The organism is Neorhizobium sp. SOG26 (genome assembly GCF_003491345.1).
Lineage (GTDB): Bacteria > Pseudomonadota > Alphaproteobacteria > Rhizobiales > Rhizobiaceae > Neorhizobium > Neorhizobium turbinariae.
Window position 1 is genome coordinate 1 of the sequence record NZ_CP025512.1, and the last position, 23,025, is coordinate 23,025.

Sequence of the window (23,025 nt, forward strand, 5' to 3'; positions counted from 1 at the left end):
ATGCAAATGACTACCGTACCGGCCCGTGCAGGTAATGGGGACCACGCGCGGCAGGCATTCGATTCAGTGTGCTCCGAAGCGGCAGGGGAAACATCCGAAATGAAGCATGATGCGCTTTTTGAGCGGTTCAGTGCACGTCTGAAGGCTCAAGTTGGTCAGGACGTTTATGCAAGCTGGTTTGGACGTCTCAAGCTTCATTCGGTTTCGAAGAGTGTCGTTCGCCTGACGGTTCCGACGACGTTCTTGAAGTCCTGGATCAACAACCGCTATCTCGAGCTCATCACCACCATTCTCCAGGCGGAAGACCCTGAGATCCTGAAAGTCGAGATCCTGGTGCGTAGCGCAAGCCGTGGGCCCCGTGCCTCGGCCGCGACCGAAGAGCGCGCCGCCGGATCCGAGTCCACCAGCACGCCGACGGCAAGCCGCACGCCGAACGCGCCGCGCGAAATCGGCAAGATCGCCGTATTCCCGACCGCCGCATCCACGCCCGTTCGCTCGCAACAGGCGCCGAGCCCGCTGTTCGGCTCGCCGCTCGACACCCGCTTCACCTTCGACACCTTTATTGAAGGTTCGTCCAACCGCGTGGCACTCGCCGCCGCCAAGACCATCGCGGAAGCCGGTGCAGGCGCCGTGCGCTTCAACCCGCTCTTCATCCATTCGGGTGTCGGCCTTGGCAAGACGCACTTGCTGCAGGCGATCGCCAACGCGGCGGTTGCCAGCGACCGCATGCCGCGCGTCGTCTACCTGACGGCCGAATATTTCATGTGGCGGTTTGCGACCGCCATCCGCGACAACGATGCCCTGACCCTGAAGGACTCGCTGCGCAACATCGACCTGCTGATCATCGACGACATGCAGTTCCTGCAGGGCAAGATGATCCAGAACGAGTTCTGTCACCTGCTCAACATGCTGCTCGACAGCGCCAAGCAGGTCGTGGTTGCTGCCGACCGCGCGCCGTGGGAGCTGGAATCGCTTGATCCGCGTGTTCGCTCGCGCCTCCAGGGCGGTGTCGCCATCGAGGTGGAAGCGCCCGATTACGAAATGCGCCTCGAGATGCTGAAAGGCCGTCTGGAAGCCGCACGCCAGGAAGATCCGTCGCTCGACATTCCGGCGGAAATCCTCAACCACGTGGCCCGTAGCGTAACGGCAAGCGGGCGCGAGCTTGAAGGCGCGTTCAACCAGCTCCTGTTCCGCCGCTCGTTTGAACCGAACCTTACGATCGAACGCGTCGACGAGCTTCTGGCGCACCTCGTGGGTGCCGGTGAAGCCCGGCGGGTGCGCATCGAAGACATCCAGCGCATTGTTGCCCGCCACTACAATGTGTCGCGCCAGGAACTGGTGTCGAACCGTCGCACCCGCGTCATCGTCAAGCCGCGCCAGGTGGCGATGTATCTGTCGAAGACCATGACGCCGCGCTCCTTCCCGGAGATCGGCCGTCGCTTCGGTGGCCGCGATCACACCACGGTCCTGCATGCGGTGCGCAAGATCGAAGAACTCATCTCGGGCGACAACAAGCTCAGCCACGAGATCGAGCTGCTGAAGCGGCTCATCAACGAAAACAACGCCTGATATCACTTGTGCCGCCCTTCGAGGCGGCACAATGCTTTTTGGACAGTGGTGGCAGCACTAGCGTCACCGGCCGCCGCAATGGAATTTCCTTGACCGGCGACTGGCGCGGCCTCATGAACGCGATGGACACGTTCGGGGCCACACCATGTTTCTTCTGTCAGTCGCAATGATCTGGGCGGTGGCCTGCGTCACGCCGGGGCCGAATACGCTGCTCATCATGCGGTATGCGCTGACGGCGCCGCGCCAGGTCGCCATTCTCGGCGCCTGCGGCACCATTACCGGCACGCTCTGCTGGGGCCTTGCCGGCTGGCTCGGCATCAACGCCCTTTTCCAGGCTGCACCCTTTGCCTATCTCGCGCTGAAGATCGTTGGCGGCGCCTACCTCGTCTGGCTCGGCGTCAAGATATTCATGGATGTGCGCAAGGCGCGCCAGAGGGCCGAGCTTGATGCGGTGAGGCCGGACATCTCGCTGAAGACAGCCTACCGCATGGGGCTTGCCACCAATCTCGCAAATCCAAAAACGGCGCTGTTTGTCGCCTCGCTGTTTGCCGCCACCATGCCGGCCGGCACGCCGTTCCTGTACGGGCTGGCGGCAATCGCCGTGATGATCACCGTCTCGACCATCTATTACACGGTGCTGATAGGGCTCATCACCCACCGCAGGGTCGCTGCTGCCTATCTCAAGGCGAAGAAGAAGATCGACCTTGGTGTCGGAATGGTGTTTGTCGGTTTCGGCACCAGACTGCTTCTGTCGCACCGGTGAGGCGCGAAAGCGTCAGCAGGCGAGATCTGCGACAACCGCGTCCAGGATCAGCATGCCGGACGGTGTGCATCGAAGACGGGAATTGCCAAGCCGCTCGATAAAACCGTGCTCGAGCAGGCGTTCCTCTCGCACCGGGTCCGGATCGCGACCGGAAAGCTGCTGCCAGCGCGCCAGATCGACGCCTTCGCGCAGGCGAAGGCCCATCAGTAGCAGTTCATCGGCCTGCTCCTCGTCATCGAGGATCTCCTGCTCCAGCATGCCGTGGCCGATACTCTCCACCTGTTCAAGCCAGGTTTCCGGGCGGCGCTCCGTGGCGGTGGCAATCTTGTTGCGACCGCGCGTCAGGCGGCCATGCGCGCCGGGGCCTATCCCGGCATAATCGCCATAACGCCAGTAGGTGAGGTTGTGGCGGCTTTCAGCACCTGGTTTTGCATGGTTGGAGACCTCGTAGGCCGGCATGCCATGCGCTTCGGTGATTTCCTGCGTTGCCTCATAAAGCAATGCGGATTGATCCCCGTCGGGAACGATCAGCTTGCCCGCCTTGTGCAGGCCGAAGAAGGGCGTGCCTTCCTCGATCGTCAGCTGGTAGAGCGAAAGGTGGTCGACGGCGAAGGAAATCGCCTGCTTCAACTCGGCTTCCCATGCCTCCACCGTCTGGCCGGGGCGCGCATAGATGAGGTCGAAGCTCATGCGCGGAAAGATCTCGCGTGCCAACCCGATCGCCTTCACGGCGTCGGCCACGTCGTGCAGACGCCCGAGGAACCGCAGGTCGGTGTCATTGAGCGCCTGGACGCCGAGCGACACACGATTGACGCCGGCTGAGCGGTAGCCGCGAAAGCGGGTTGCCTCGACGCTGGACGGGTTGGCCTCCATGGTAATCTCGATGCCATCCGGCACGTGCCAATAGCTGGAGATGCCGTCGAGGATCGCGGCCACCGTGGCAGGATCCATCAGCGAGGGCGTTCCGCCGCCAAGGAAGATGCTGGTCACGGTCTTTGGCCCGCTCAACTGCCGCATCACCTCCATTTCCCTCAGGAATGCGGCGGTAAAGCGCGGCTGGTCGACCGGTTGATGTCGGACGTGGCTGTTGAAGTCACAATACGGGCATTTGGCCGCACAAAAGGGCCAATGCACGTAAACCCCGAAGCCGGGTTCACCGGTATCGGGCAGGAGAGGGGCAGCAGGGTTCAAGTTGGGCTCACGTTTCCAGGCAGGTCTCGACGAAGCGCTTGAAGGCGCGTGCCCGGTGCGACAGGGCCTGGGCATCGCCCGGCTTCCAGCCGTGCTTCTGATCGCTGCTCATTTCCCCGAATGTAGTATCGAAGCCCTGTGGCTGAAAGATGGGGTCGTAGCCAAAACCATCGGTGCCGCGCGGCGGCCAGACGACCGTGCCTTCGACTTCGCCGCGGAAAAGCTCTGTGTGTCCATCTGGCCAGGCGAGGCAGAGCACGCTGACGAAACGGCAGCTGCGCTGCTCCGGCGTCGTCGCGCCTTTGTCCTGCAGCGCCTTTTCCACCTTTTCCATCGCCATGGCAAAGTCACGGCTGCCGTCTTCACGTTCGGCCCAGTTGGCCGTATAGACGCCTGGAGCGCCATCTAACGCGTCAATGACGATGCCGCTGTCATCGGACAGCGCCGGCAGGCCGGATGCCTTGGCAGAGGCGAGTGCCTTGATCGCGGCATTCTCCTCGAATGTCGTGCCCGTCTCATCGGGCTCCTCGAACTTCAGGTCGGCGGCAGATTTCGCCGAGAAGCCGAAAGGCGCGATAAGTTCGGCAATCTCGCGGATCTTGCCGGCATTGTGGCTGGCAACGACAATGGTTTTCGTGTCGAGCTTTCGCATGACGGTCCTATTCGAGATTCCAGAGTTTGGGCTCAGCGCATTCCAGGCTGTTGCCGGCCGGATCGCGGAAATAGATCGAGTGCGCGCCGTTCGACCAGCGGAAGTCGCTTTCGATCGCGATGCCCGCCTTGTTCAGCTTTTCGACCATCCTGTCAATTGCCTCGCCGCTCATCCGGAAGCAGGCGTGGCCGGGGCCGGTGGCGCCATGCGCTGGAACCGGCAGGCCATCGACTGGAGAAGGCTTGATCGTCTCCGCCGGATTGAAGATCAGCAGGATGCTGTTGCCGCAGCGGAAGAAGACATGTCGTTCTCCCGCCCGCAGCACTTTTTCAAGCCCGAGGATGCCGCCGTAGAAGGCTTCGGCGGCATCAAGGTCAGCCGCATAAAGCGCAGTTTCAAGAATGCCGTCGATCAAGGGCCCCTCCGTCGTCTCAGGCGATGGCCTGCTTCTGCAGCGCCACCAGTTCCTGGGTTCCGTCCTGGGCGAGCGCCAGGAGCTTCAGGAATTCTTCCTGGGTGAAGGGTGCACCTTCGGCGGTTCCCTGGATTTCAACGATGCCGCCGGAGCCGGTCATGACAAAGTTCGCATCGGTTTCAGCTGCCGAGTCTTCCAGGTAATCAAGGTCGATCACCGGCTGGTTGGCGAAGATACCGCAGGAAATCGCTGCAACATGGTCCTTCAGCACCTTCTCCACCTTGATCATCGAGCGGGCTTCCATCCACTTCAGGCAATCGTAGAGGGCAATCCAGCCGCCGGTGATGGAGGCGGTACGGGTGCCGCCATCAGCCTGGATGACGTCACAGTCCACGGTGATCTGCTTTTCGCCAAGCGCCTCCAGATCCACCACTGCACGAAGCGAGCGGCCGATCAGGCGCTGGATTTCCTGGGTACGTCCGCCCTGCTTGCCGGCAGCCGCTTCCCGCTTCATCCGGTCGCCGGTGGCGCGCGGCAGCATGCCGTATTCGGCCGTTACCCAACCCTTGCCGGAATTGCGCAGCCACGGCGGCGTCTTTTCTTCAAGGCTTGCGGTGCACAGCACGTGCGTGTCGCCGAACTTGACGAGGCAGGAGCCTTCCGCATGCTTGGAGAAATTGCGCTCGAACGAAACCTTGCGCATCTGGTTCAACTGTCTGCCTGAAGGCCGCATGCCCTACTCCTATCGCTTTTGCAGCCTTCTAAGGCGCTGGCGGGCCATTTGCAAAGGGAAAGCCTTCGGATGAGGGCGAGGAAGCGTCGTTTCCCCTTTTGCTGGACGATTGGAATGATTATATTTTCACCCACGCATGATTGGTAGGTGAAGGAAGTAAATGGCGTTTTCGGCACCGACGGGCAGGGACACCGGCTCTGTACTAGACGATCGTTCGCGGGAAATTTTCCGACGCATTGTGGAAAGCTATCTGGAAACGGGAGAGCCGCTGGGTTCCCGCAACCTGTCGCGCCTCCTGCCGATGTCGCTTTCTCCGGCCTCTGTTCGCAATGTCATGAGCGACCTGGAAGAGCTTGGGCTTATCTATTCGCCGCATATCAGCGCCGGCCGCCTGCCCACCCAGACAGGGCTGCGTTTTTTCGTTGATGCCTTCATGCAGGTCGGCAGCCTTTCGGAAGACGACCGCGCCAGCATCGACCGGCAGATACGGCCAGCCAACCGCGACCAACCGCTCGAAAGCCTGATGGCTGAAGCGAGCCTGATGTTGTCGGGCGTGTCGCGCGGGGCCGGCATCGTCATCACCACCAAGAGCGATCCGGTGCTGAAGCATGTGGAGTTCATCCGGCTCGAGCCCACCAAGGCGCTTGCGGTGCTAGTCGGCGACCATAACCAGGTCGAAAACCGTATTATCGAGCTGCCGGCGGGCGTGACTTCGTCGCAGCTGACGGAAGCAGCCAATTTCCTCAATGCGCATCTTGCCGGCCAGACGCTGGTGGAACTGCGCAGCGAACTGGCGCAGCTCAAGGACAAGGTGCAGGGCGAGCTTTATGCGCTCTCCCAGGATCTTGTAGAACGAGGCTTGGCAGTCTGGTCAGGGGACGCTGAGGATGGCAAGCCGAGCCAGCTCATCGTGCGCGGCCGCGCCAATCTCCTGCAGGGCTTGGAGGACACGGCCGATCTCGATCGTCTGCGCCTGCTGTTCGACGACCTCGAAAAGAAAGACAGCCTGATCGAAATCCTGGATCTCGCTGAAAAGGGACCGGGCGTGCGGATCTTCATTGGCTCGGAGAACAAACTCTTCTCCTTGTCCGGCTCGTCGCTGATTGTTGCGCCTTATCGCGATGGCGAGGAGCGTATTGTGGGTGCCGTTGGTGTTATCGGCCCGACACGGCTTAATTATTCGCGGATCGTGCCGATGGTGGACTATACCGCCCAGCTCCTGGCCCGGTTGTCGCGCTAGGCGCGCAGCCGCAACACTCTTCCAACTTTTTCCAGAGCCTTGATTTTTTCGACCTAAACCTCGATATCGGGCACAAATCCAGCGGCAGGCCGCACGGCCCCCTGATACACCCCAAGCAATAACCGGAGACCGTCATGACCGACGAAACCAAGAAGAACGGACCTGACGCAACTGCCGCCGAAAATACGGCGGAAGCCGTGGCGTCTGCTCTTGAGGAAGCGGCTGAGCGCCATGCCGCCGAGGCGGCCGCCGCCGCGCAGGCTGCACCGAACGAGCCCGATCCGATTGAAGTGCTGAAGAACGAAAACGACGAGCTGCGTGACCGCTTCCTGCGGCTGGCCGCTGAGATGGACAACCTGCGTCGCCGCACCGAACGCGACGTGAAGGATGCCAAGTCCTATGCGATTGCCGGTTTCGCCCGCGACATGCTCGCCGTTTCCGACAACCTTCGTCGCGCGATTGATGCTGTTCCGGCCGAAAACCGCGAAGGCGCCGATGCAACGCTTCAGGCGCTGCTTGAGGGCGTGGAGATGACCGAGCGCTCCATGCTCTCGGCGCTCGAGCGTCACGGCGTGAAGAAGATCGAGGCTGAAAACCAGAAGTTCGACCCGAACTTCCACCAGGCCATGTTCGAGATCCCGAACCCGAACGTGCCGAACAACACGGTTGTCCAGGTCGTGCAGGCAGGCTTCACCATTGGCGAGCGTGTGCTGCGTCCTGCCATGGTCGGCGTTGCCAAGGGCGGCCCGAAGGCCGATGCGGCGCCTGCCCAGGAAGCTGCCGGCGAACAGCAGAACTGATCATGCATGGACAGCGGCGGCCTCTGAGACTAGGGGCTGCCAAAGGAAATACAAAACCGCCCGGCGCTTTTCCAGCTGCAGGGCGGTTCCGTTTCGTCCCCACGAAAACTTAGAGGCGGCTTCTAAGCCGCGTGGTTTGCCTGTTCCTCGTTGAGGAAGGCATAGATGGCCGAGGCGGAGTCGGTCTTGCGCAGCTTGGCAACCAGTTCCTGGTCGCGCAGCACGCGGGCAATGCGCGACAGGGCCTTCAGGTGGTCGGCACCAGCACCCTCCGGTGCCAGCAGCAGGAATACGAGGTCGACGGGTTCGTCGTCCAGCGCTTCAAAATCAACCGGCGCCTCGAGGCGCGCAAAGATCCCCTTGATGGACGTGATGCTGCTCAGCTTTCCATGCGGAATGGCAATGCCATGGCCGACGCCAGTCGAGCCGAGCCGTTCCCGCTGCAGGATCACGTCAAAGATTTCCCGTTCGGCAACGCCTGTCAGCTTGGAGGCCTTGGCCGCCAATTCCTGCAGGAGTTGCTTTTTGGAATTCACTTTAAGGGCAGGAATAATTGCATCTTGCTGCAGCAAATCTGCCAAAGCCATTTCTCATCATCCTTCGTGCCGCAAGGGCTTGCGCCTCAGGCGAATAGAAAGCGCCGTTGCCGACGCTTTCCGGTAGATCTCTCAGTTCTTGATATTGGCGGAGTCGATCCAGCCAATATTGCCGTCAGGGCGGCGGTAAACGATGTTCAGCTGTTCCTTGCCGGGGCTGCGGAAAAGCAGAACAGGTTCATCGGTCATATCAAGCGCCATCACGGCACTTGCCACCGACATGGTCTTCAGCGGCCTGGAGCTTTCGGCCACGATCGTCGGCGCGAAATCCTCTGGCACTTCGTCTGCTTCATCCGGTACGCCGTCCATAACCGTATAGGCCACTTCGGCCGAGCCATTTGCTTGCGTGTTACCGGCGTGATGGTCCTTCAGGCGGCGCTTGTAGCGGCGAAGCCGCTTTTCGATCCGCTCAGCTGCGGCATCAAAGCTGCCCTGGGGGTCGTTTGCCTCTCCTGCAGCGTGCAAAACGATCCCAGTATCGAGATGTACTTTGCAGTCGGCAGAAAATCGTGATCCCGATTTGACCACGACGACTTGGCTAGAATACCCCCCGTCGAAGTATTTTGTTACCGCTTCTCCGATGTGGTCCTCGATCTTTTGACGGAACGAGTCACCAATTTCCATATGTTTACCGGATACACGCACACTCATGGAGTTCTTCCTTCTTGTCGTGACTTGCGTGTTCCAGTCTACGCCAAGCCGCCGCCTCATCCAAGCTCTTCGCTCGCCACAAGGTGAAATAGCTGCGTTCGTTCCTGCTGGGATGGGAGGATTGCTGTGTCCGGTACCCGTGCTGTTGCGGCGGGCTTCTAATGCCGCCTTCACGAAATGTCAACAACTGCAAGGAAGCGGAAAATTAACGAACGCTAAACCACGTTGGACGATGGCGTTACTTCAGAAGGCCGCCACCTTTGCCAGCGCCCGCTTTTCACGACGTCGCTGGACGGAGGAGGGGATGTTCATCGCCTCCCGGTATTTGGCAACGGTGCGGCGGGCGAGATCGACGCCGCCCTTCTTGAGGCTGATGACGATGTCGTCGTCGGAAAGCACTGCATCGGGCGTTTCCTGGGCAATCAGCTGCCGGATCCGGTGGCGAACGGCCTCGGCGGAATGGTTGTCGCCGCCTTCCTCCGCCGAGCCGATTGACACCGTGAAGAAGTACTTGAGCTCGAACAGCCCGCGCGGCGTCAGCATGTACTTGTTTGAGGTGACGCGGCTCACGGTCGATTCATGCATCTTGATGGCTTCCGCCACCGTCTTCAGGTTCAGCGGCCGCAGATGGTCAACGCCATGCACAAGGAAAGCGTCCTGCTGGCGGACGATCTCGGTCGCCACCTTCATGATGGTCTTTGCGCGCTGGTCGAGGCTGCGGGTGAGCCAACTGGCGTTCTGCATGCACTCCGACAGGAAGGTGTGGTCTTCACTGTTCTTGCGGCAGGTCCTTGAGACTGTCTGGTAATAGCTCTGGTTGACCAGGACTCGCGGCAGTGTGTCGGGGTTGAGGTCGACGATCCAGCTCCCATCGGCCGCCGGGCGGACCACGATATCGGGTGCAATGGTTTCGGAAACGCCGCTTTCAAAGCCGGCACCCGGCTTCGGGTTCAGCTTGCGGATCTCCGACAGCATGTCGAGAAGGTCTTCGTCATCGACGCCGCAGATTTTTCTGAGCGAGGCAAAGTCGCGTTTGGCGAGCAGTTCGAGGTTGCGGACGAGCGCATCCATGGCCGGATCGAGCCGGTCGCGCTGCCGAAGCTGGATGGCAAGGCATTCGCTTAAAGTCCGGGCGAAGACGCCGGGTGGGTCAAGCGTTTGCAAGGAGGCAAGAATGGCTTCCACCTCGGCCATGCTCTTGCCAAGACGGCTGGCGACCTCATCGAGGTCTCCCTGCAGGTAACCAGCTTCATCCAACTGATCGACCAGCACCTGGGCGACCAGCCGGTCGGCGGCTTGTGTCAGCAGGAATGGCACCTGCTGGTTCAGGTGATCGCGCAGTGTCGTCTGGCCTGCCACGAAGTCTTCAAGATCGTAATCGTCGCCCGCTTCGCCGCCGCCTGGCATGGACTTCCACTGCCCGAGCAGTTCCGGTGCATCCGCGCGTGGTGCCGGTCCGTCATCCGGAAAGACGTTCTCGTATCCGGTATCCAGGCCTTCGCCGAGCCGTTCGGCCGTGGCGGAGCTGCCGTTCCAGTCATCGCGGGATGTTTCGGGAGTATCGGCCGCGTCAGCGCTATGCACGCCGGCGTAGTCGGCCTCTCTCTCGGCGCCTGTTTCCGCGCCGCCATCGGCCTCGCCTGATGCCAATTCGAGCAGCGGGTTCTTTTCGACTTCCTGCGCGATGAACTGGTTGAGTTCGAGATGGGTCATCTGCAGAAGCTGGATCGACTGCATCAGCTGGGGCGTCATCACCAGCGACTGCGTCTGCTTCAGGAAAAGACTGGCGGATAAAGCCATATCGAACGCGAAACCTTCAAAACCCCCGTCATCTCAAAGCGAGATGATCCCGACGTCAGGACCAGCCCCTGAGGCCCCAACTCCACTTGGCACGAGAATTGCCTTTTTGAAGGATTTGGTCAAGCGCAACGCGGGCAAAAGCTAAACTTCTTGCGCCCTCGTCAGAGGCTGAATTTGTCGCCCAGGTAGAGCCGGCGCACGTCCGGATTGTTGACGATATCGTTCGCCCGGCCATGGGTGAGCACTTCGCCCGCATGGATAATGTAGGCCCGGTCGATGAGGCCAAGGGTTTCACGCACGTTGTGGTCGGTGATCAGCACACCGATGCCGCGCGCCGTCAGGTGACGGACGAGGTTCTGAATGTCGGAAACCGAGATCGGGTCGACGCCGGCAAAGGGCTCGTCGAGCAGCATGAAGGCGGGATCGGTCGCCAAGGCGCGGGCGATTTCGAGGCGGCGTCTTTCCCCGCCGGAGAGGGCAACGGCCGCCGACTTGCGCAGCTGGCTGATGTGGAACTCTTCCAGCAGTTCATCCAGCTTGCGCTCGCGCTTGTCCTTGTCCGGCTCGTGCACTTCAAGGACCGCGCGAATATTGTCTTCGACTGTCAGGCCGCGAAAGATCGAGGCTTCCTGGGGCAGGTAACCCACGCCAAGGCGGGCGCGCCGATACATCGGCATCCGCGTCACTTCGTTGCCGTTGATCGCAATCATGCCTTCGTCAACCGGAACAAGCCCGGTGATCATGTAGAAACAGGTGGTCTTGCCCGCACCGTTCGGTCCCAGAAGGCCGACAGCCTCGCCGCGACGCACGACGAGCGACACGCCGTTGACGACGCGCCGTGTGTCGTAGGTCTTGGAAAGCCCGTGCGCCACGAGCGTCCCTTCGTAGCGCGCTTTGTCGCGTGCCACGAAAGGCTCGGGAGCGGCCGGCTTCCTGGCCGACAGACTGGTAAGGAACGGTATTTTCACGTTGCTGGTCTGTTACTGCTTCGGGCGCGACTTCGGGTCGAGCATGATCTCGACGCGCCCGCCACCGCATGGATCGAGCTTTGCCTGGCCGGTCGCCATCTGCACCGTCAGCTTGCAGCCCTTGAAGACATTCGGCCCTTCCGACAGCACGACCTGCTTGCCGGACAGGATGAAGGTCTGCGAGGCCATGTCGAACTCGCCCTTGTCCGCGGTTGCCTGCTGCGTGCCCGACGTCAGGAAGACGGTGTCGTCGAGGAAGATCTTGTCAATATTGGCATTGCCGGAGGTCACCGAGCCGCCACCTTCGCCGGTATAGAGCACGGTCATCTTGCCGGCCTTCATCGTGGTGCTGCCCTGCACCACCTGGACGTTGCCGGTGAAGAAGGCCTTCTTCTCCTGCTCGCGGATTTCCAACTGGTCGCTGCCGATCTGGATCGGCTGGTCGCCGGAAAGCTTCAGGCCTTCCATCTGCGTGGTCGACTGGGCGTGAGCCATCGAGGGGGCGGTCACAATGCCAAGGCAGGAAACCATGCCTGCCGCGATCAGAACTGCTGTATTCCGGGAAAGAAAGCGGCGATGGGTCATGGGCCGGGCTCTAGTTGCCTTGGTTGCGAATGGTGGCAGGGTCGAGATGAAGGCGAACCTGTCCTTTGAATGTGATGATGCGCCCCTTATCCGTTATCTTTAAGGAGTCTGCAACAATGGAACCTTCCTTCATCGATATATCGACGTGGTCCGGGGTTTCCATGACGCCGCCGTCGATATCGAGGTGCGCAGATTGAAAACGGGCGGTGATGCCGTTCGACAGATTGACGTTGAAGGGATGCGTAAGGTTGAGGTTGTCGGTGCCGCGATCGAAGTCGGCGGCCATGGCGGTCACGCGGGCAATGACGTCGTCATTGACGGGCACCGCAGCCTTCACGTCTTCCAGCGTGATCATGTTCGGGTTTTCGATGTCCTGCAACGCGCGCGTCGCGGTCATCGAATAGCTGATGCCATCACTGTTGCGGCCGGAGATGGCCGGGCGCTCCATGACGATCTTGCCGTTCTCGATGCGGGCGTTCTCGATCGACAGGTTTTCAGGCAGGTAGGCGCGGATGATCGACACGCCGATGAACGCCGCAGAAATCACCGCGGCCACGATGGGCAGCAGGATCTTCAGTTTGCGCACCAGTGCCGAATGGGCAAGCGCTGCCTGATAGGCATCCGCATCGGGTCCGATCGCCATAGCGAAACCAGCAGTTTTTCGGATCTGTTGCAGCATGAAGGCTGGGCGTCCTCTTGCCCGGCAGCCGGGCATCATCAAGCAAACCCGGCTCTCCAGGTCGGCGTTGTCCGTCATATGGTTTATATCCATCAACAAACAATAACGAACAACATAAAAACGTGATGAACGTGCCTGTAAAACCGGCTAGAGACCCTATCTAGCAACCGACACAAGCTTCTGAAGGGCCCTTGCATGGATCAATTGGCAATCGCAGATCGGCGCAGCCTGCGCCGGAAGCTGAGCTTCTGGCGGGTGGTCGCGCTGATCTTCCTCGTGGGGATCGGCTTCGCGCTTTACCGGGTCGCCGGAGGTGGCGGCGCAGGCTCTGCCGTGCCGCATGTGGCGCGCATCGAAATCACCGGCATGATTACCGACAACAAGGAACTGCTCGAGCGGCTTGAACGCATCAAGGAAAGCAGCCAGGCGAAGGCGCTGATCGTGTCGATCTCGTCGCCGGGCGGCACGACCTATGGCGGCGAGCGCATCTTCAAGGCGATCCGCGACGTGGCGGAAAAGAAGCCCGTCGTTTCCGACATCCGCACGCTGGCAGCATCCGCAGGCTATATGGTCGCGACCGCTGGAGACCAGATCGTTGCCGGCGAAAGCTCGATCACCGGCTCCATCGGCGTCATCTTCCAGTATCCGCAGGTTGATGAGGTGATGAAGAAGATCGGTGTCTCGCTTGAGGAGATCAAATCGGCACCGCTGAAGGCCGAGCCATCACCCTTCCATCCGGCAAGCGAGGAAGCCAAGTCGATGATCCGCAACATGGTCATGGACAGCTATGCCTGGTTCGTCGATCTCGTTGCCGAACGCCGCAACATGCCGCGCGACGAGGTGTTGAAGCTCGCGGACGGCTCGATCTTTACCGGACGCCAGGCCCTTGGCGTCAAGCTTGTCGACCAGCTGGGCGACGACGACGATATTCGCGCCTATCTTGAGTCGCGCGGGGTCTCAAAGGATCTTCCCGTGGTGGACTGGAAGGACAAGGGTTCGTCCTCGCCCTTCTGGTTCGCAAGCGCCATGGCGACGCTGCTGAAGCTCACCGGCATGGACCAGCTTATCGCCCCGGATGTGCTGCGCAGCTTCGGCGCCGAGAAGTTGTTCCTTGACGGTCTTGTCTCGGTTTGGCAGGTTAGCCGCGGCTGAATATCCAGTTTTTTCAGGGGGCAACCGTGATCAAATCAGAATTGGTGCAGATCGTCGCCGCTCGCAATCCGCACCTCTACCACCGCGACGTCGAGAACATCGTCAACGCGGTTCTCGACGAGATCACCGATGCCCTTGCAGCTGGAAACCGCGTCGAGCTGCGAGGTTTCGGTGCCTTTTCGGTAAAGAACCGGCCCTCACGTTCGGGCCGCAATCCGCGCACCGGCGAAAGCGTCTTTGTTGAAGAAAAGTGGGTGCCATTCTTCAAGACGGGCAAGGAGCTGCGCGAGCGGCTGAACCCGGGTCTGGCCGACGAGGACGATTGATTCCTTCCGGCGCTGCATACCGATGATGATGCCGAACACGCAGCCTGAAGGCTTGAAACCAATCGGGCCGCACCTATCCTGCAACAGATGCCAGGACGGCTGTGCTTTGACGATGCGTTGCAGGAGAATGCCATGAACAAGTTCAAGAGGATTGTCAGCCTAGTGGTTTTCGTGCCGCTCGGCATCGTTCTGGTGGTACTTGCCGTCGCAAACCGTCAGCCGGTGACGCTGGCACTCAATCCTTTCCGTCCGGAAGACAGTGTGCTGTCGGTAACGGCACCGTTCTTCCTGTTCCTCTTCCTTGCGGTCCTGCTTGGCCTGTTGATCGGCTGGTGCGTGACCTGGGTTGGCCAAGGCAAGCATCGCCGCCAGGCGCGCGTCGAGGCGCGCGAAGCGGTGAAGTGGCAGAACGAGCACAAGACTGTGGTGTCCGGCGCCGCGACACCGTCAGGGCTGCCGGCGAAGTAGCCACTCAGGCGGCGCCGTATTTCGCTACGACTGCGGCGTTGAAATCCGAAAAGAACTGCTTGGCGAGCTTCTGCGAAGAGGAATCGATCAGCCGCGAGCCAAGCTGCGCAAGCTTGCCGCCTACCTGCGCCTTGGCGTTGTAACGAAGCAGGGTTTCAGCCCCATCCTCGACCAGATTGACCTGCGCCGAGCCCTTGGCAAAACCTGCTATCCCACCCTTGCCTTCCCCCGAGATCGTGTAGCTTTCAGGGGGATCGACGTCCGACAGCGTCACGTCACCGGTGAAATTGGCAGATACCGGACCGATCTTCAGCTTCACCGCCGCCGTCAGTTCCGTCGGCGACTTCATCTCCAGGCTCTGGCAGCCCGGAATACACTGGCGAAGGACCTCCGGATCGTTCAACGCCGCCCAAACCACGTCTCTCGGTGCGGCGATCCGCTCTTCCCCGTCCATGTCCATGTGATGCTCCTCCATCCGAACGACTGGGATCATATTGCAAGCAGGACGTTCTTTGCCAAGGGGCGCAAGAAAACGGAGCCGTGCCGGGCAGGGCGGCTTTGAGAATGCGGCCGCAAGTGTTATCTGCTGGCGCAAACGACAATCGAGCGGATACAGGCATTGAAGAACAAGGAAAGGCGACCGGGGAAAAAGGGTGAGCCCGCAGCGGCGCAGCGCACGCAGCGTGGCCCGGCCAAGGCTGCAAAAGCCGTTTCGCCCAAGTCTGCGCCGCGCGCCTACAGCCAAGGCGGCAAGCCGGGTCCTAAATCCGACAGCAAGCCGGCTGCAGACAAGGCGCCGCGCCCTGCCGCCGTGCCGGCGGCAGAAACCCGACCGCTTCTTACCCGCACCGGTGATCGTCCGCCGGAACGTGTCCCGGTGATCCTGGAATCGGCAGGCGCCGGTGATTTCCACCTCATCGACAGCGGCAACGCGTTGAAGCTCGAGCAATACGGCCCTTACCGGATCGTCCGTCCGGAAGCCCAGGCGCTGTGGCGACCGGCCATGCCGGCGCATGTCTGGGAAAACGCGGATGCCGTCTTCACGGGTGACACCGACGAGGATGGCATGGGCCGCTGGCGGTTTCCCAAGCAGGCGCTCGGCGAGACCTGGCCGCTCTCCCTGCTCGACGTCGATTTTCTTGGCCGCTTTACCGCCTTTCGCCATGTCGGCGTTTTCCCTGAGCAGATCGTCCATTGGGAATGGATGAAGAAGCAGGTTGAAGATGCCAAGCGGCCGCTGAAGGTGCTGAACCTGTTTGGTTACACCGGTGTCGCCTCGCTGGTTGCTGCCGCGGCCGGTGCCGAGGTCACCCATGTGGATGCATCCAAGAAGGCGATCGGCTGGGCCCGCGAGAACCAGTCGCTTGCACGTCTGGACAAGGCGCCGATCCGCTGGATCTGCGAGGATGCAATGAAGTTCATCCTGCGCGAGGAGCGTCGTGGCAACACGTATGACATCATCCTGACTGACCCACCGAAGTTCGGCCGCGGTCCGAATGGTGAGGTCTGGCATCTCTTCGACCACCTGCCGCTGATGCTCGACATTTGCCGCGAGCTTCTGTCGGACAAGGCGGTGGGCCTTGTGCTGACGGCTTATTCGATCCGGGCCAGCTTCTATTCGATCCATGAGTTGATGCGCGAGACCATGCGCGGCGCCGGCGGCGTCGTCGAGTCCGGCGAGCTCGTCATCCGCGAGGCAGGCCTTGAGGGCAAGGACCATGGCCGCGCGCTTTCCACATCCCTTTTCAGTCGTTGGGTGCCGGCATGACAGATCATTACCAGAAACCGGGCGCACGCCGGGTCGGGCAGGTGAAGGAAGTCACCTCCCTCGCAAACCCGATCATCAAGGACATCAAGGCGCTGACCAACAAGAAGGACCGCGAGGAAAGCGGTACCTTCATGGCCGAAGGCTTGAAGCTCGTCATCGACGCGCTGGAGCTTGGCTGGTCGATCCGCACCCTCGTTTACGCCAAGGCTGCCAAGGGCAAGCCGCTGGTCGAGCAGGTTGCCGCCAAGACCGTTGCACATGGCGGCCTGGTTCTGGAGGTGAGCGAAAAGGTTCTTTCCTCCGTCACCCGTCGCGACAATCCGCAGATGGTAGTTGGCATTTTCGAGCAGCGCTGGAAGCGGCTCGATGACCTCAAACCCAGCCAGAACGAAACTCTCGTTGCACTGGACCGGGTTCGCGATCCGGGCAATCTCGGCACGATCATCCGCACTGCCGATGCGGCTGGGGCGTCGGCCGTCATCCTCGTGGGGGAGTCGACCGATCCCTTCTCGCTGGAAACGGTGCGCGCCACGATGGGCTCGGTCTTCGCCATGCCTGTCGTGAAATGCAGCGTTGACGAGTTCCTTGGCTGGCAGAAGCGGTCCGGCGCGCAGGTCGTTGCGACGCATCTTGCCGGTGCCGTCGACTACCGCACCGTGGACTACAAGAAAAAGCCGACCATCGTGCTGATGGGCAACGAGCAATCCGGCCTGCCGGATGTTCTTGCCAATGCGGCCGACCGCACGGTTCGCATCCCCCAGCAGGGAAGGGCGGATTCGCTCAATCTTGCTGTCGCAACAGCGGTGATGCTGTTTGAGGCGCGGCGCCATCTCCTCAGCCTGGATGAGACGAAATGACAACACGCGCTGCCTTCCTGTCGCGCCCGCTGACGGCAGTGATCGTGATCGTCGTTGCGGTCCTTCTCGACCAGGCCATCAAGCTGGCGGTGGAGAATTATCTTCCCATGCACGAAGCGGTGCCGGTGATGCCCTTCCTAGCGCTTTACCGCACCTATAACCTCGGCGTTGCCTTCTCGCTCCTGTCTGGCATGGAGCGCGAGTTCATCGTCGGCATGCGGGTCATCATCATCGCCTTCGTGATCTGGCTCTGGCGGCGCACGCCGAACGATCGTGCTTTCGCACATGGCGGCTTCATGCTGATTATCGCAGGCGCGATCGGCAATCTCATCGACGGTTTTGCCTACGGTCATGTGATCGACTACATCCTGTTCCATACAGCGACCTGGTCGTTTGCTGTCTTCAACCTCGCAGACAGCTTCATCACCGTCGGCGCGGGGCTTGTGATCCTCGACGAACTGGTCAGCCCGAAGGACAAGCAGAATCCCGCCGATCATTAGAATTTTATCGGATTGCTCCAAGGATCTGCAAAGAACCCGCGCTAGTCTGGGCGTATGCGGGATATTGCTGACATCCACGAGCGCATTGCCAAAGCCTTCTCCTTGTCGGTGAGGGACGAGGACAATGAGTCCCCGCCGGAGCGGTTTGTCCCGCCCCATCAACTGCGCCCAATAAGCGTCAAACAAACGTCACCTTCGGGCTCCTTTGGCGGTCTCTTTTCCCGGCTCGCCGCTTGGCGCCGACGCAAGGGACGCGATCCCCATCAGGCGGAAACGGCCGGTGCCGCCAAGGCTCGTCAGATCGCCACCGTCGTTCACGAAATCCGGACGCCGTTGAACGGCATCCTCGGCATGACCCATCTTCTGGCCCAGACGAAGCTGACGGCCGAGCAGCAGAATTACCTGAGCGGCATTCGCCAGTCCGGCCACGCGCTGGCCCAGCTTGTCGAGGACCTGCTCGACTATTCGACGCTGGAGGCCGGGCGGTTTCGCCTGAACAACCGCGCCGAGAATCTGCGCCAGACCATCGAAAGCGTCGTTGAGATGTTGGCGCCACGAGCACATGAAAAACGCATAGAGATCGCGGCCACGGTGGCGGCCGACGTGCCGGACCTGCTCGATTTCGATCCGGCCCGTATCCGCCAGGTGCTGTTCAACGTCATCGGCAATGCGGTAAAGTTCACCAGCGAAGGTGGGGTGCTTGTTCGCGTTTTCCTTGAGGAAAAGCCAGAAGGTGCCGACGTCACCATTGCCGTGGTCGATACCGGCCCGGGCATGACGCTCGAGGACCAGCAGAAGGTCTTTGGCGAGTTCGAACAGGCAGGCAGCGCGGAAACTCGTAGCGGCGGTTCGGGCCTTGGCCTCGGCATCGCGTCGCGCATCCTGGCTGAATTCGGCGGCTCGCTTTCGGTTGCAAGCACCCGCGGCTCCGGCAGCACGTTTACGATCCGCTTCCCGCTGCGGCTTGCAGAAGCCGCGCAGGCAGGCCTGATCGAACGCAACCGGCTGCTCGCCAATTCGCGGGTCCTGCTTCTGGCGCCCCAAGGGCCCGCGGCCAAGGCAACCGTTGCGACGATCGAGACGCTGGGCGGCCGATGCCGGCATGTCTCGGGCACCGCCGAGGCCCAGGCATTGATCGATCGCGCTGCGGCCGGCCCGGTTCCCTATACCGACCTGATCGTCGATCATCGGCTCGCTTCGGACTATGCCAACGAGAAAGCGCATGCCCCGCTTCACCGGATCCTGCTCGTCAATCCGGAAGAGCGGGCCTCCCAGCCGCAGGATTTCTTCGACGCCTGGTTGATCCGCCCGCTTCGGGAAAAGTCACTGATCGACGTTTTGAGCGGGCGCATGCGTGGCTTCCGGACCAGGGATGCGCTGCAGGAAAACGTCGCCTCGCAGGTTGAACTGGCCGCGACCGCACCGGCAAAGCGTAGCCTCGACATCCTGCTTGGCGAGGATGACCCGGTGAATGCCCTGCTTCTGCGGGCAACGCTGACGAAGGCTGGCCATCGGGTGCATCGCTGCGACGACTTTGCGGCGCTGGTCGAAGCCGTAACGGACGAAGTGGCCGTTCCCGATCTCGTCCTGTCCGACATGCATATGCCGGGCGGCGAACTCGGAGATCTGTTCTCGGCGATGCGCGAGCGCAGTCACACCGCCATGCTGCCGGTGATCGTTCTCACCGGCGACAGCAGCGAGGATCTCAAGCGCGAGGCTCTGCGCATGGGCGCCCGCATGGTTCTCGAAAAACCCGTCGACCCAACACGGCTCCTGCAGGAGATCGAGGCCCTGCACCTCTTCCACCGGCAACAGCAGTCACATTGACGGATTGGATGGCGGGACCTATTGTGCCCGCGGCTGTCACGTTTCTGTCGCAGGAGCGTGATTAAAGATGGTGGTCCAACCCGGGCGGGGAAATCACCATGACAACCGAACTCCTGAAACGCGAAGTGACCGTGTCTTCAAACCAGGCGCCGGCCCCTGTTCCGGCAAGCGGCGATACATTCGGCCGCATTGGGCAGCTCGAAACCCGGCTGGCCCGCAACGCGCGCGAGATCGAGGCCGCCCAGGCGGTTCGTTATCGCGTCTTCGTCGAAGAGATGAATGCGCAGCTCAGCCCGGAGGCGATGAGCAGCAGGCGCGACATGGATTCCTACGATGCCTTCTGCGATCATCTGCTGGTTATCGACCATTCCATCCCCGGCGAGATCGAAGACCAGATCGTCGGCACCTACCGGCTGCTGCGCCAGGACGTAGCGCGCGCCAATGGCGGCTTCTACTCGGCCTCGGAATACGACATCGAACCACTGCTCGCCCGCCACCCGGACAAGCAGTTCATGGAACTCGGCCGGTCCTGCGTGCTGCCCGATTATCGCACGAAGCGTACCGTCGAGCTTCTGTGGCAGGGCAACTGGGCCTATTCGCTGAAGCATGGCATGAGCGCCATGTTCGGCTGCGCGTCCTTCTCCGGTATCAAGCCGGAAGAGCATGCCGTCGCTCTCTCCTTCCTCCACCACACGGTGTCGGCCAAGGGCGAATGGGCGGTCTCGGCGCGGCCTGAACTCTACAACAACATGGACCTGATGCCGCTCGAGGCCGTCAATACGCGACAGGCTTTGAGCGCCCTTCCGCCGTTGATCAAGGGTTATCTGCGCCTCGGCGCCATGGTCGGAGACGGCGCCGTGGTCGACCGCGCCTTCAACACGACGGACGTGCTGATCGTGCTGCCGATCGCCTCGATCTCGAACCGCTACATCAATTATTACGGTGCAGACGCCGGCCGGTTCGCCGGCTAACGCATCAACCGGATCAGACCCCGGTACTGGGCGATCGTCTCGTCTGCCGTGAGAAGCAGCATTCCCTCCAGGGGTTGCTCTGGACGGAAGCGCTTAAGTCTTGGTGGTCGAACGCAAGTTCGAGCGTTTAGCTATTCGATGACCTTCATGAGGCAGCGCCGGTGGATCTCAGTTCACCTGAACTCTAATCCACCGGGCACAGTGCTTCAACGCTGTCACGTACCTGCGTTGTAGGCGGCAATCGCTGCCATGTTGACGATGTCGCTGTCCTTGGCGCCCATCTGGGTGATCTGGACGGACTTGTCCAGGCCGACCAGCAGCGGGCCGATCACCGTCGAGGCGCCAAGCTCCTGCAGCATCCGCGTCGAGATCGAGGCCGAATGGATGGCCGGCATCACCAGCACATTGGCGGTGCCGGACAAGCGGCAGAACGGATACTGCTCCATCCGATGTGCATTGAGCGCTACATCGGCGCCCATTTCACCGTCGAACTCGAAGTCCACGCGGCGCTGGTCGAGGATCCGCACCGCTTCCCTCACCCGTTCCGAGCGTTCCCCGGTCGGCTGCCCGAATGTGGAATAGGCAAGCAGCGCCACGCGTGGCTCGTAGCCCATCCGCTTGGCGACCCTTGCCGCTTCAACCGCAATATCGGCAATCTGCTCGGCGTTCGGCATGTCATGCACGGCAGTGTCGGCGACAAAGATCGTGCGCCCGCGGGCGATCACCAGCGACACGCCGATCACCTTGTGCCCCGGCTTTACGTCGATGCAGCGTCGCACATCCGAAAGGGCGGTGGCGTAATTGCGCGTCGTGCCGGTCACCATGGCGTCCGCGTCACCCACCGCCACCATGGTCGCGGCGAAATGGTTGCGGTCGTTGTGGATCAGCCGCTGCACGTCGCGCAGCAAGAAACCCTGCCGCTGCAGCCGCGCGTAGAGGTGGTCGACATAGGCATCGACGCGGTTGGAGAGGCGGGCGTTGACGATCTCGATGCCTGGCCGGTCAAGATCAATGCCGGCCTTTTCCGCTGTGGCTCGGATCACGTCGTCGCGCCCGAGCAGGATCGCCGTGCCAAGCTTCTGGTGGGTGAACGAAATTGCCGCCCGCATCACCTGCTCTTCTTCGGCTTCCGCAAAGACAACGCGCTTCGGGAACCGGCGCACCCGCTCGTAGATGCCTTGCGTGGTCGCGGCGATCGGATCGCGACGGGCTGAAAGCTCGCGCGCATAGGCGGCAAGATCCGGGATCGCCTTGCGCGCCACGCCGCTTTCCATAGCAGCTTCCGCAACCGCGACCGGAATGGCCGAGATCAGTCGCGGATCGAAGGGAACAGGAATGATGTATTGCGGCCCGAACCGCGGGCGATTTCCCTGGTAGGCAGCGGCAACATCGTCCGGCACGTCCTCGCGCGCCAGATTGGCAAGCGCACGGGCGGCGGCAATTTTCATGCCGTCGTTGATCTGGCTTGCCCGCACATCGAGCGCGCCGCGGAAGATGTAAGGGAAGCCCAGCACGTTGTTGACCTGGTTCGGATAATCCGAGCGCCCGGTCGCCATGATCGCATCTTCGCGGATGCGCGCCACTTCCTCCGGCGTGATTTCCGGATCCGGATTGGCCATGGCGAAGATGATCGGCCGGTCCGCCATGGAGCGTATCATGTCTTCGGTGAAGGCGCCCTTCTGCGACAGGCCGAATACCACGTCCGCGCCCTTCATCGCCTCCGCCAGCGTCCTCTTGTCGGTCTTGACCGCGTGCGCCGACTTCCACTGGTTCATGCCTTCGGTGCGGCCCTGGTAGATGACGCCCTTGGTATCGACCAGGATGATGTTTTCCGGGTTGAAGCCCATCGCCTTGATGAGCTCGATGCAGGCAATCGCTGCCGCACCGGCGCCATTGCAGACGAGCTTCGTGGTCTTCAGGTCGCGATCCGTCAGTTCCAGCGCGTTGATGAGCCCCGCGGCAGCAATGATGGCCGTACCATGCTGGTCGTCATGGAAGACCGGGATGTCCATGAGTTCCCGCAGCCGGCTTTCGATGATGAAGCATTCCGGCGCCTTGATGTCTTCCAGGTTGATGCCGCCGAAGGAGGGTCCGAGGTAGCGCACGCAGTTGATGAACTCGTCGACATTCTCGGTATCGACCTCGAGGTCGATCGAATCGACATCGGCAAAGCGCTTGAACAGCACCGCCTTGCCTTCCATGACAGGCTTCGACGCGAGCGCACCGAGATTGCCAAGCCCGAGGATGGCCGTGCCGTTGGAAATGACCGCCACCATGTTGCCGCGCGCGGTATAGTCATAAGCCGTGGCAGGATCGGCGGCGATCGCCTTCACCGGCACTGCAACGCCGGGAGAATAGGCCAGCGAGAGGTCGCGCTGGGTTGCCATTGGTTTTGTCGGGTTGATTTCCAGCTTGCCCGGCCGCCCCTCCGAGTGGAAATCCAGAGCCTCCTGCTCCGTCACCGATGCACGCGTTTGCGCTGCGCCCTTCGACGCTGTGTCGTTCGCGGCCATG

24 protein-coding genes are annotated in these 23,025 nt (G+C 61.5%); 12 read left to right on the top strand and 12 right to left on the bottom strand.

Features of this window, described 5'->3' with window-relative positions; genetic code table 11:
• Positions 1-1,569 (top strand): chromosomal replication initiator protein DnaA, encoded by a 1,569-nt coding sequence (gene dnaA / locus CYG48_RS00005; RefSeq protein WP_118848510.1) that lies wholly within the window; start codon positions 1-3, stop codon positions 1,567-1,569.
• A 145-nt stretch (positions 1,570-1,714) separates the two neighbouring features.
• Complete coding sequence (locus CYG48_RS00010) at positions 1,715-2,332, top strand: LysE family translocator (protein WP_118848511.1); 618 nt, start codon at positions 1,715-1,717, stop codon at positions 2,330-2,332.
• Positions 2,333-2,344: 12 nt separating this feature from the next.
• Here the strand turns inward: CYG48_RS00010 and hemW are convergent, their stop codons facing one another.
• The 4 genes from hemW to rph are packed head-to-tail and all read right to left on the bottom strand — an operon-like array spanning position 2,345 to position 5,323.
• On the bottom strand, positions 2,345-3,523 hold the full coding sequence (gene hemW / locus CYG48_RS00015) for a radical SAM family heme chaperone HemW (RefSeq protein WP_118848512.1): 1,179 nt from the start codon (positions 3,521-3,523) through the stop codon (positions 2,345-2,347).
• 7 nt (positions 3,524-3,530) lie between these two features.
• Complete coding sequence (gene rdgB / locus CYG48_RS00020; RefSeq protein WP_118848513.1) at positions 3,531-4,175, bottom strand: RdgB/HAM1 family non-canonical purine NTP pyrophosphatase; 645 nt, start codon at positions 4,173-4,175, stop codon at positions 3,531-3,533.
• 7 nt (positions 4,176-4,182) lie between these two features.
• A complete protein-coding gene (locus tag CYG48_RS00025) occupies positions 4,183-4,590 on the bottom strand; it encodes a VOC family protein (RefSeq protein WP_118848514.1) in 408 nt (135 codons plus the stop codon).
• A 16-nt stretch (positions 4,591-4,606) separates the two neighbouring features.
• On the bottom strand, positions 4,607-5,323 hold the full coding sequence (rph, locus tag CYG48_RS00030) for a ribonuclease PH (protein ID WP_118848515.1): 717 nt from the start codon (positions 5,321-5,323) through the stop codon (positions 4,607-4,609).
• Between the two features lie 160 nt (positions 5,324-5,483).
• Here rph and hrcA point away from each other — a divergent pair, with 160 nt between their 5' ends.
• Together hrcA and grpE are read left to right on the top strand one after the other, a co-directional pair.
• Positions 5,484-6,563 carry a heat-inducible transcriptional repressor HrcA gene (hrcA, locus tag CYG48_RS00035; RefSeq protein WP_118848516.1) on the top strand — a complete coding sequence of 360 codons (1,080 nt, stop codon included), beginning with the start codon at positions 5,484-5,486 and terminating at the stop codon, positions 6,561-6,563.
• A 134-nt stretch (positions 6,564-6,697) separates the two neighbouring features.
• Positions 6,698-7,363: a nucleotide exchange factor GrpE gene (gene grpE, locus CYG48_RS00040; RefSeq protein ID WP_118848517.1), complete on the top strand. Its 666-nt coding sequence runs from the start codon at positions 6,698-6,700 to the stop codon at positions 7,361-7,363.
• A 122-nt stretch (positions 7,364-7,485) separates the two neighbouring features.
• Here grpE and ptsN read toward each other — a convergent pair whose 3' ends face one another.
• From ptsN to lptC, 6 genes are all read right to left on the bottom strand, one after another.
• Positions 7,486-7,950, bottom strand: a complete 465-nt coding sequence (gene ptsN / locus CYG48_RS00045) for a PTS IIA-like nitrogen regulatory protein PtsN (protein WP_118848518.1) — start codon at positions 7,948-7,950, stop codon at positions 7,486-7,488.
• Between the two features lie 81 nt (positions 7,951-8,031).
• Entirely contained in the window at positions 8,032-8,610 is a 579-nt protein-coding gene (gene hpf, locus CYG48_RS00050; protein ID WP_118848519.1) for a ribosome hibernation-promoting factor, HPF/YfiA family, read from the bottom strand.
• Positions 8,611-8,853: 243 nt separating this feature from the next.
• Positions 8,854-10,410 (bottom strand): RNA polymerase factor sigma-54, encoded by a 1,557-nt coding sequence (rpoN, locus tag CYG48_RS00055; protein ID WP_118848520.1) that lies wholly within the window; start codon positions 10,408-10,410, stop codon positions 8,854-8,856.
• Positions 10,411-10,571: 161 nt separating this feature from the next.
• A complete protein-coding gene (lptB, locus tag CYG48_RS00060; RefSeq protein ID WP_118851392.1) occupies positions 10,572-11,354 on the bottom strand; it encodes an LPS export ABC transporter ATP-binding protein in 783 nt (260 codons plus the stop codon).
• 36 nt (positions 11,355-11,390) lie between these two features.
• Positions 11,391-11,963: an LptA/OstA family protein gene (locus CYG48_RS00065; protein ID WP_118848521.1), complete on the bottom strand. Its 573-nt coding sequence runs from the start codon at positions 11,961-11,963 to the stop codon at positions 11,391-11,393.
• 10 nt (positions 11,964-11,973) lie between these two features.
• Positions 11,974-12,642 carry an LPS export ABC transporter periplasmic protein LptC gene (gene lptC / locus CYG48_RS00070; RefSeq protein ID WP_118848522.1) on the bottom strand — a complete coding sequence of 223 codons (669 nt, stop codon included), beginning with the start codon at positions 12,640-12,642 and terminating at the stop codon, positions 11,974-11,976.
• Positions 12,643-12,837: 195 nt separating this feature from the next.
• Between lptC and sppA the strand changes: the two genes are divergently transcribed.
• From sppA to CYG48_RS00085, 3 genes are all read left to right on the top strand, one after another.
• Positions 12,838-13,794 (top strand): signal peptide peptidase SppA, encoded by a 957-nt coding sequence (gene sppA, locus CYG48_RS00075; RefSeq protein ID WP_118848523.1) that lies wholly within the window; start codon positions 12,838-12,840, stop codon positions 13,792-13,794.
• Positions 13,795-13,820: 26 nt separating this feature from the next.
• Complete coding sequence (locus CYG48_RS00080) at positions 13,821-14,120, top strand: integration host factor subunit beta (protein WP_037159231.1); 300 nt, start codon at positions 13,821-13,823, stop codon at positions 14,118-14,120.
• A gap of 132 nt (positions 14,121-14,252) precedes the next feature.
• Positions 14,253-14,588: a lipopolysaccharide assembly protein LapA domain-containing protein gene (locus CYG48_RS00085; RefSeq protein WP_118848524.1), complete on the top strand. Its 336-nt coding sequence runs from the start codon at positions 14,253-14,255 to the stop codon at positions 14,586-14,588.
• A 4-nt stretch (positions 14,589-14,592) separates the two neighbouring features.
• On the opposite strand, the gene CYG48_RS00090 is transcribed toward CYG48_RS00085, so the two are convergent.
• Positions 14,593-15,048, bottom strand: coding sequence for a CoxG family protein (locus CYG48_RS00090; protein ID WP_118848525.1), 456 nt, complete (start codon positions 15,046-15,048; stop codon positions 14,593-14,595).
• A 159-nt stretch (positions 15,049-15,207) separates the two neighbouring features.
• Between CYG48_RS00090 and CYG48_RS00095 the strand changes: the two genes are divergently transcribed.
• From CYG48_RS00095 to CYG48_RS00115, 5 genes are all read left to right on the top strand, one after another.
• Positions 15,208-16,356: a class I SAM-dependent methyltransferase gene (locus CYG48_RS00095; protein WP_445304309.1), complete on the top strand. Its 1,149-nt coding sequence runs from the start codon at positions 15,208-15,210 to the stop codon at positions 16,354-16,356.
• Positions 16,353-17,213, top strand: coding sequence for a TrmH family RNA methyltransferase (locus CYG48_RS00100; protein WP_118851393.1), 861 nt, complete (start codon positions 16,353-16,355; stop codon positions 17,211-17,213). The genes CYG48_RS00095 and CYG48_RS00100 overlap by 4 nt, the downstream gene beginning before the upstream one ends.
• Positions 17,210-17,713 carry a signal peptidase II gene (gene lspA, locus CYG48_RS00105; RefSeq protein WP_118848527.1) on the top strand — a complete coding sequence of 168 codons (504 nt, stop codon included), beginning with the start codon at positions 17,210-17,212 and terminating at the stop codon, positions 17,711-17,713. Before CYG48_RS00100 ends, lspA begins: the two co-directional genes overlap by 4 nt.
• A 54-nt stretch (positions 17,714-17,767) precedes the next feature.
• A complete protein-coding gene (locus tag CYG48_RS00110) occupies positions 17,768-19,540 on the top strand; it encodes a hybrid sensor histidine kinase/response regulator (protein ID WP_118848528.1) in 1,773 nt (590 codons plus the stop codon).
• 98 nt (positions 19,541-19,638) lie between these two features.
• A complete protein-coding gene (locus CYG48_RS00115) occupies positions 19,639-20,511 on the top strand; it encodes a GNAT family N-acetyltransferase (protein ID WP_118848529.1) in 873 nt (290 codons plus the stop codon).
• A gap of 215 nt (positions 20,512-20,726) precedes the next feature.
• Here the strand turns inward: CYG48_RS00115 and CYG48_RS00120 are convergent, their stop codons facing one another.
• Positions 20,727-23,024: an NADP-dependent malic enzyme gene (locus tag CYG48_RS00120; RefSeq protein ID WP_118848530.1), complete on the bottom strand. Its 2,298-nt coding sequence runs from the start codon at positions 23,022-23,024 to the stop codon at positions 20,727-20,729.
• Position 23,025 lies beyond the last annotated feature (1 nt).

Bases quoted from the DNA above. Each gene is read 5' to 3' on its own strand.
- CYG48_RS00100 (WP_118851393.1), top strand. From the start codon at position 16,353: ATGACAGATCATTACCAGAAACCGGGCGCACGCCGGGTCGGGCAGGTG.
- CYG48_RS00085 (WP_118848524.1), top strand. From the start codon at position 14,253: ATGAACAAGTTCAAGAGGATTGTCAGCCTAGTGGTTTTCGTGCCGCTC.
- grpE (WP_118848517.1), top strand. From the start codon at position 6,698: ATGACCGACGAAACCAAGAAGAACGGACCTGACGCAACTGCCGCCGAA.
- CYG48_RS00065 (WP_118848521.1), bottom strand. From the start codon at position 11,963: ATGACCCATCGCCGCTTTCTTTCCCGGAATACAGCAGTTCTGATCGCG.
- dnaA (WP_118848510.1), top strand. From the start codon at position 1: ATGCAAATGACTACCGTACCGGCCCGTGCAGGTAATGGGGACCACGCG.
- lptC (WP_118848522.1), bottom strand. From the start codon at position 12,642: ATGCTGCAACAGATCCGAAAAACTGCTGGTTTCGCTATGGCGATCGGA.
- CYG48_RS00120 (WP_118848530.1), bottom strand. From the start codon at position 23,024: ATGGCCGCGAACGACACAGCGTCGAAGGGCGCAGCGCAAACGCGTGCA.
- rpoN (WP_118848520.1), bottom strand. From the start codon at position 10,410: ATGGCTTTATCCGCCAGTCTTTTCCTGAAGCAGACGCAGTCGCTGGTG.
- CYG48_RS00115 (WP_118848529.1), top strand. From the start codon at position 19,639: ATGACAACCGAACTCCTGAAACGCGAAGTGACCGTGTCTTCAAACCAG.
- hrcA (WP_118848516.1), top strand. From the start codon at position 5,484: ATGGCGTTTTCGGCACCGACGGGCAGGGACACCGGCTCTGTACTAGAC.
- lspA (WP_118848527.1), top strand. From the start codon at position 17,210: ATGACAACACGCGCTGCCTTCCTGTCGCGCCCGCTGACGGCAGTGATC.
- CYG48_RS00090 (WP_118848525.1), bottom strand. From the start codon at position 15,048: ATGGACATGGACGGGGAAGAGCGGATCGCCGCACCGAGAGACGTGGTT.
- sppA (WP_118848523.1), top strand. From the start codon at position 12,838: ATGGATCAATTGGCAATCGCAGATCGGCGCAGCCTGCGCCGGAAGCTG.
- CYG48_RS00110 (WP_118848528.1), top strand. From the start codon at position 17,768: ATGCGGGATATTGCTGACATCCACGAGCGCATTGCCAAAGCCTTCTCC.
- rdgB (WP_118848513.1), bottom strand. From the start codon at position 4,175: ATGCGAAAGCTCGACACGAAAACCATTGTCGTTGCCAGCCACAATGCC.
- ptsN (WP_118848518.1), bottom strand. From the start codon at position 7,950: ATGGCTTTGGCAGATTTGCTGCAGCAAGATGCAATTATTCCTGCCCTT.
- CYG48_RS00010 (WP_118848511.1), top strand. From the start codon at position 1,715: ATGTTTCTTCTGTCAGTCGCAATGATCTGGGCGGTGGCCTGCGTCACG.
- hpf (WP_118848519.1), bottom strand. From the start codon at position 8,610: ATGAGTGTGCGTGTATCCGGTAAACATATGGAAATTGGTGACTCGTTC.
- rph (WP_118848515.1), bottom strand. From the start codon at position 5,323: ATGCGGCCTTCAGGCAGACAGTTGAACCAGATGCGCAAGGTTTCGTTC.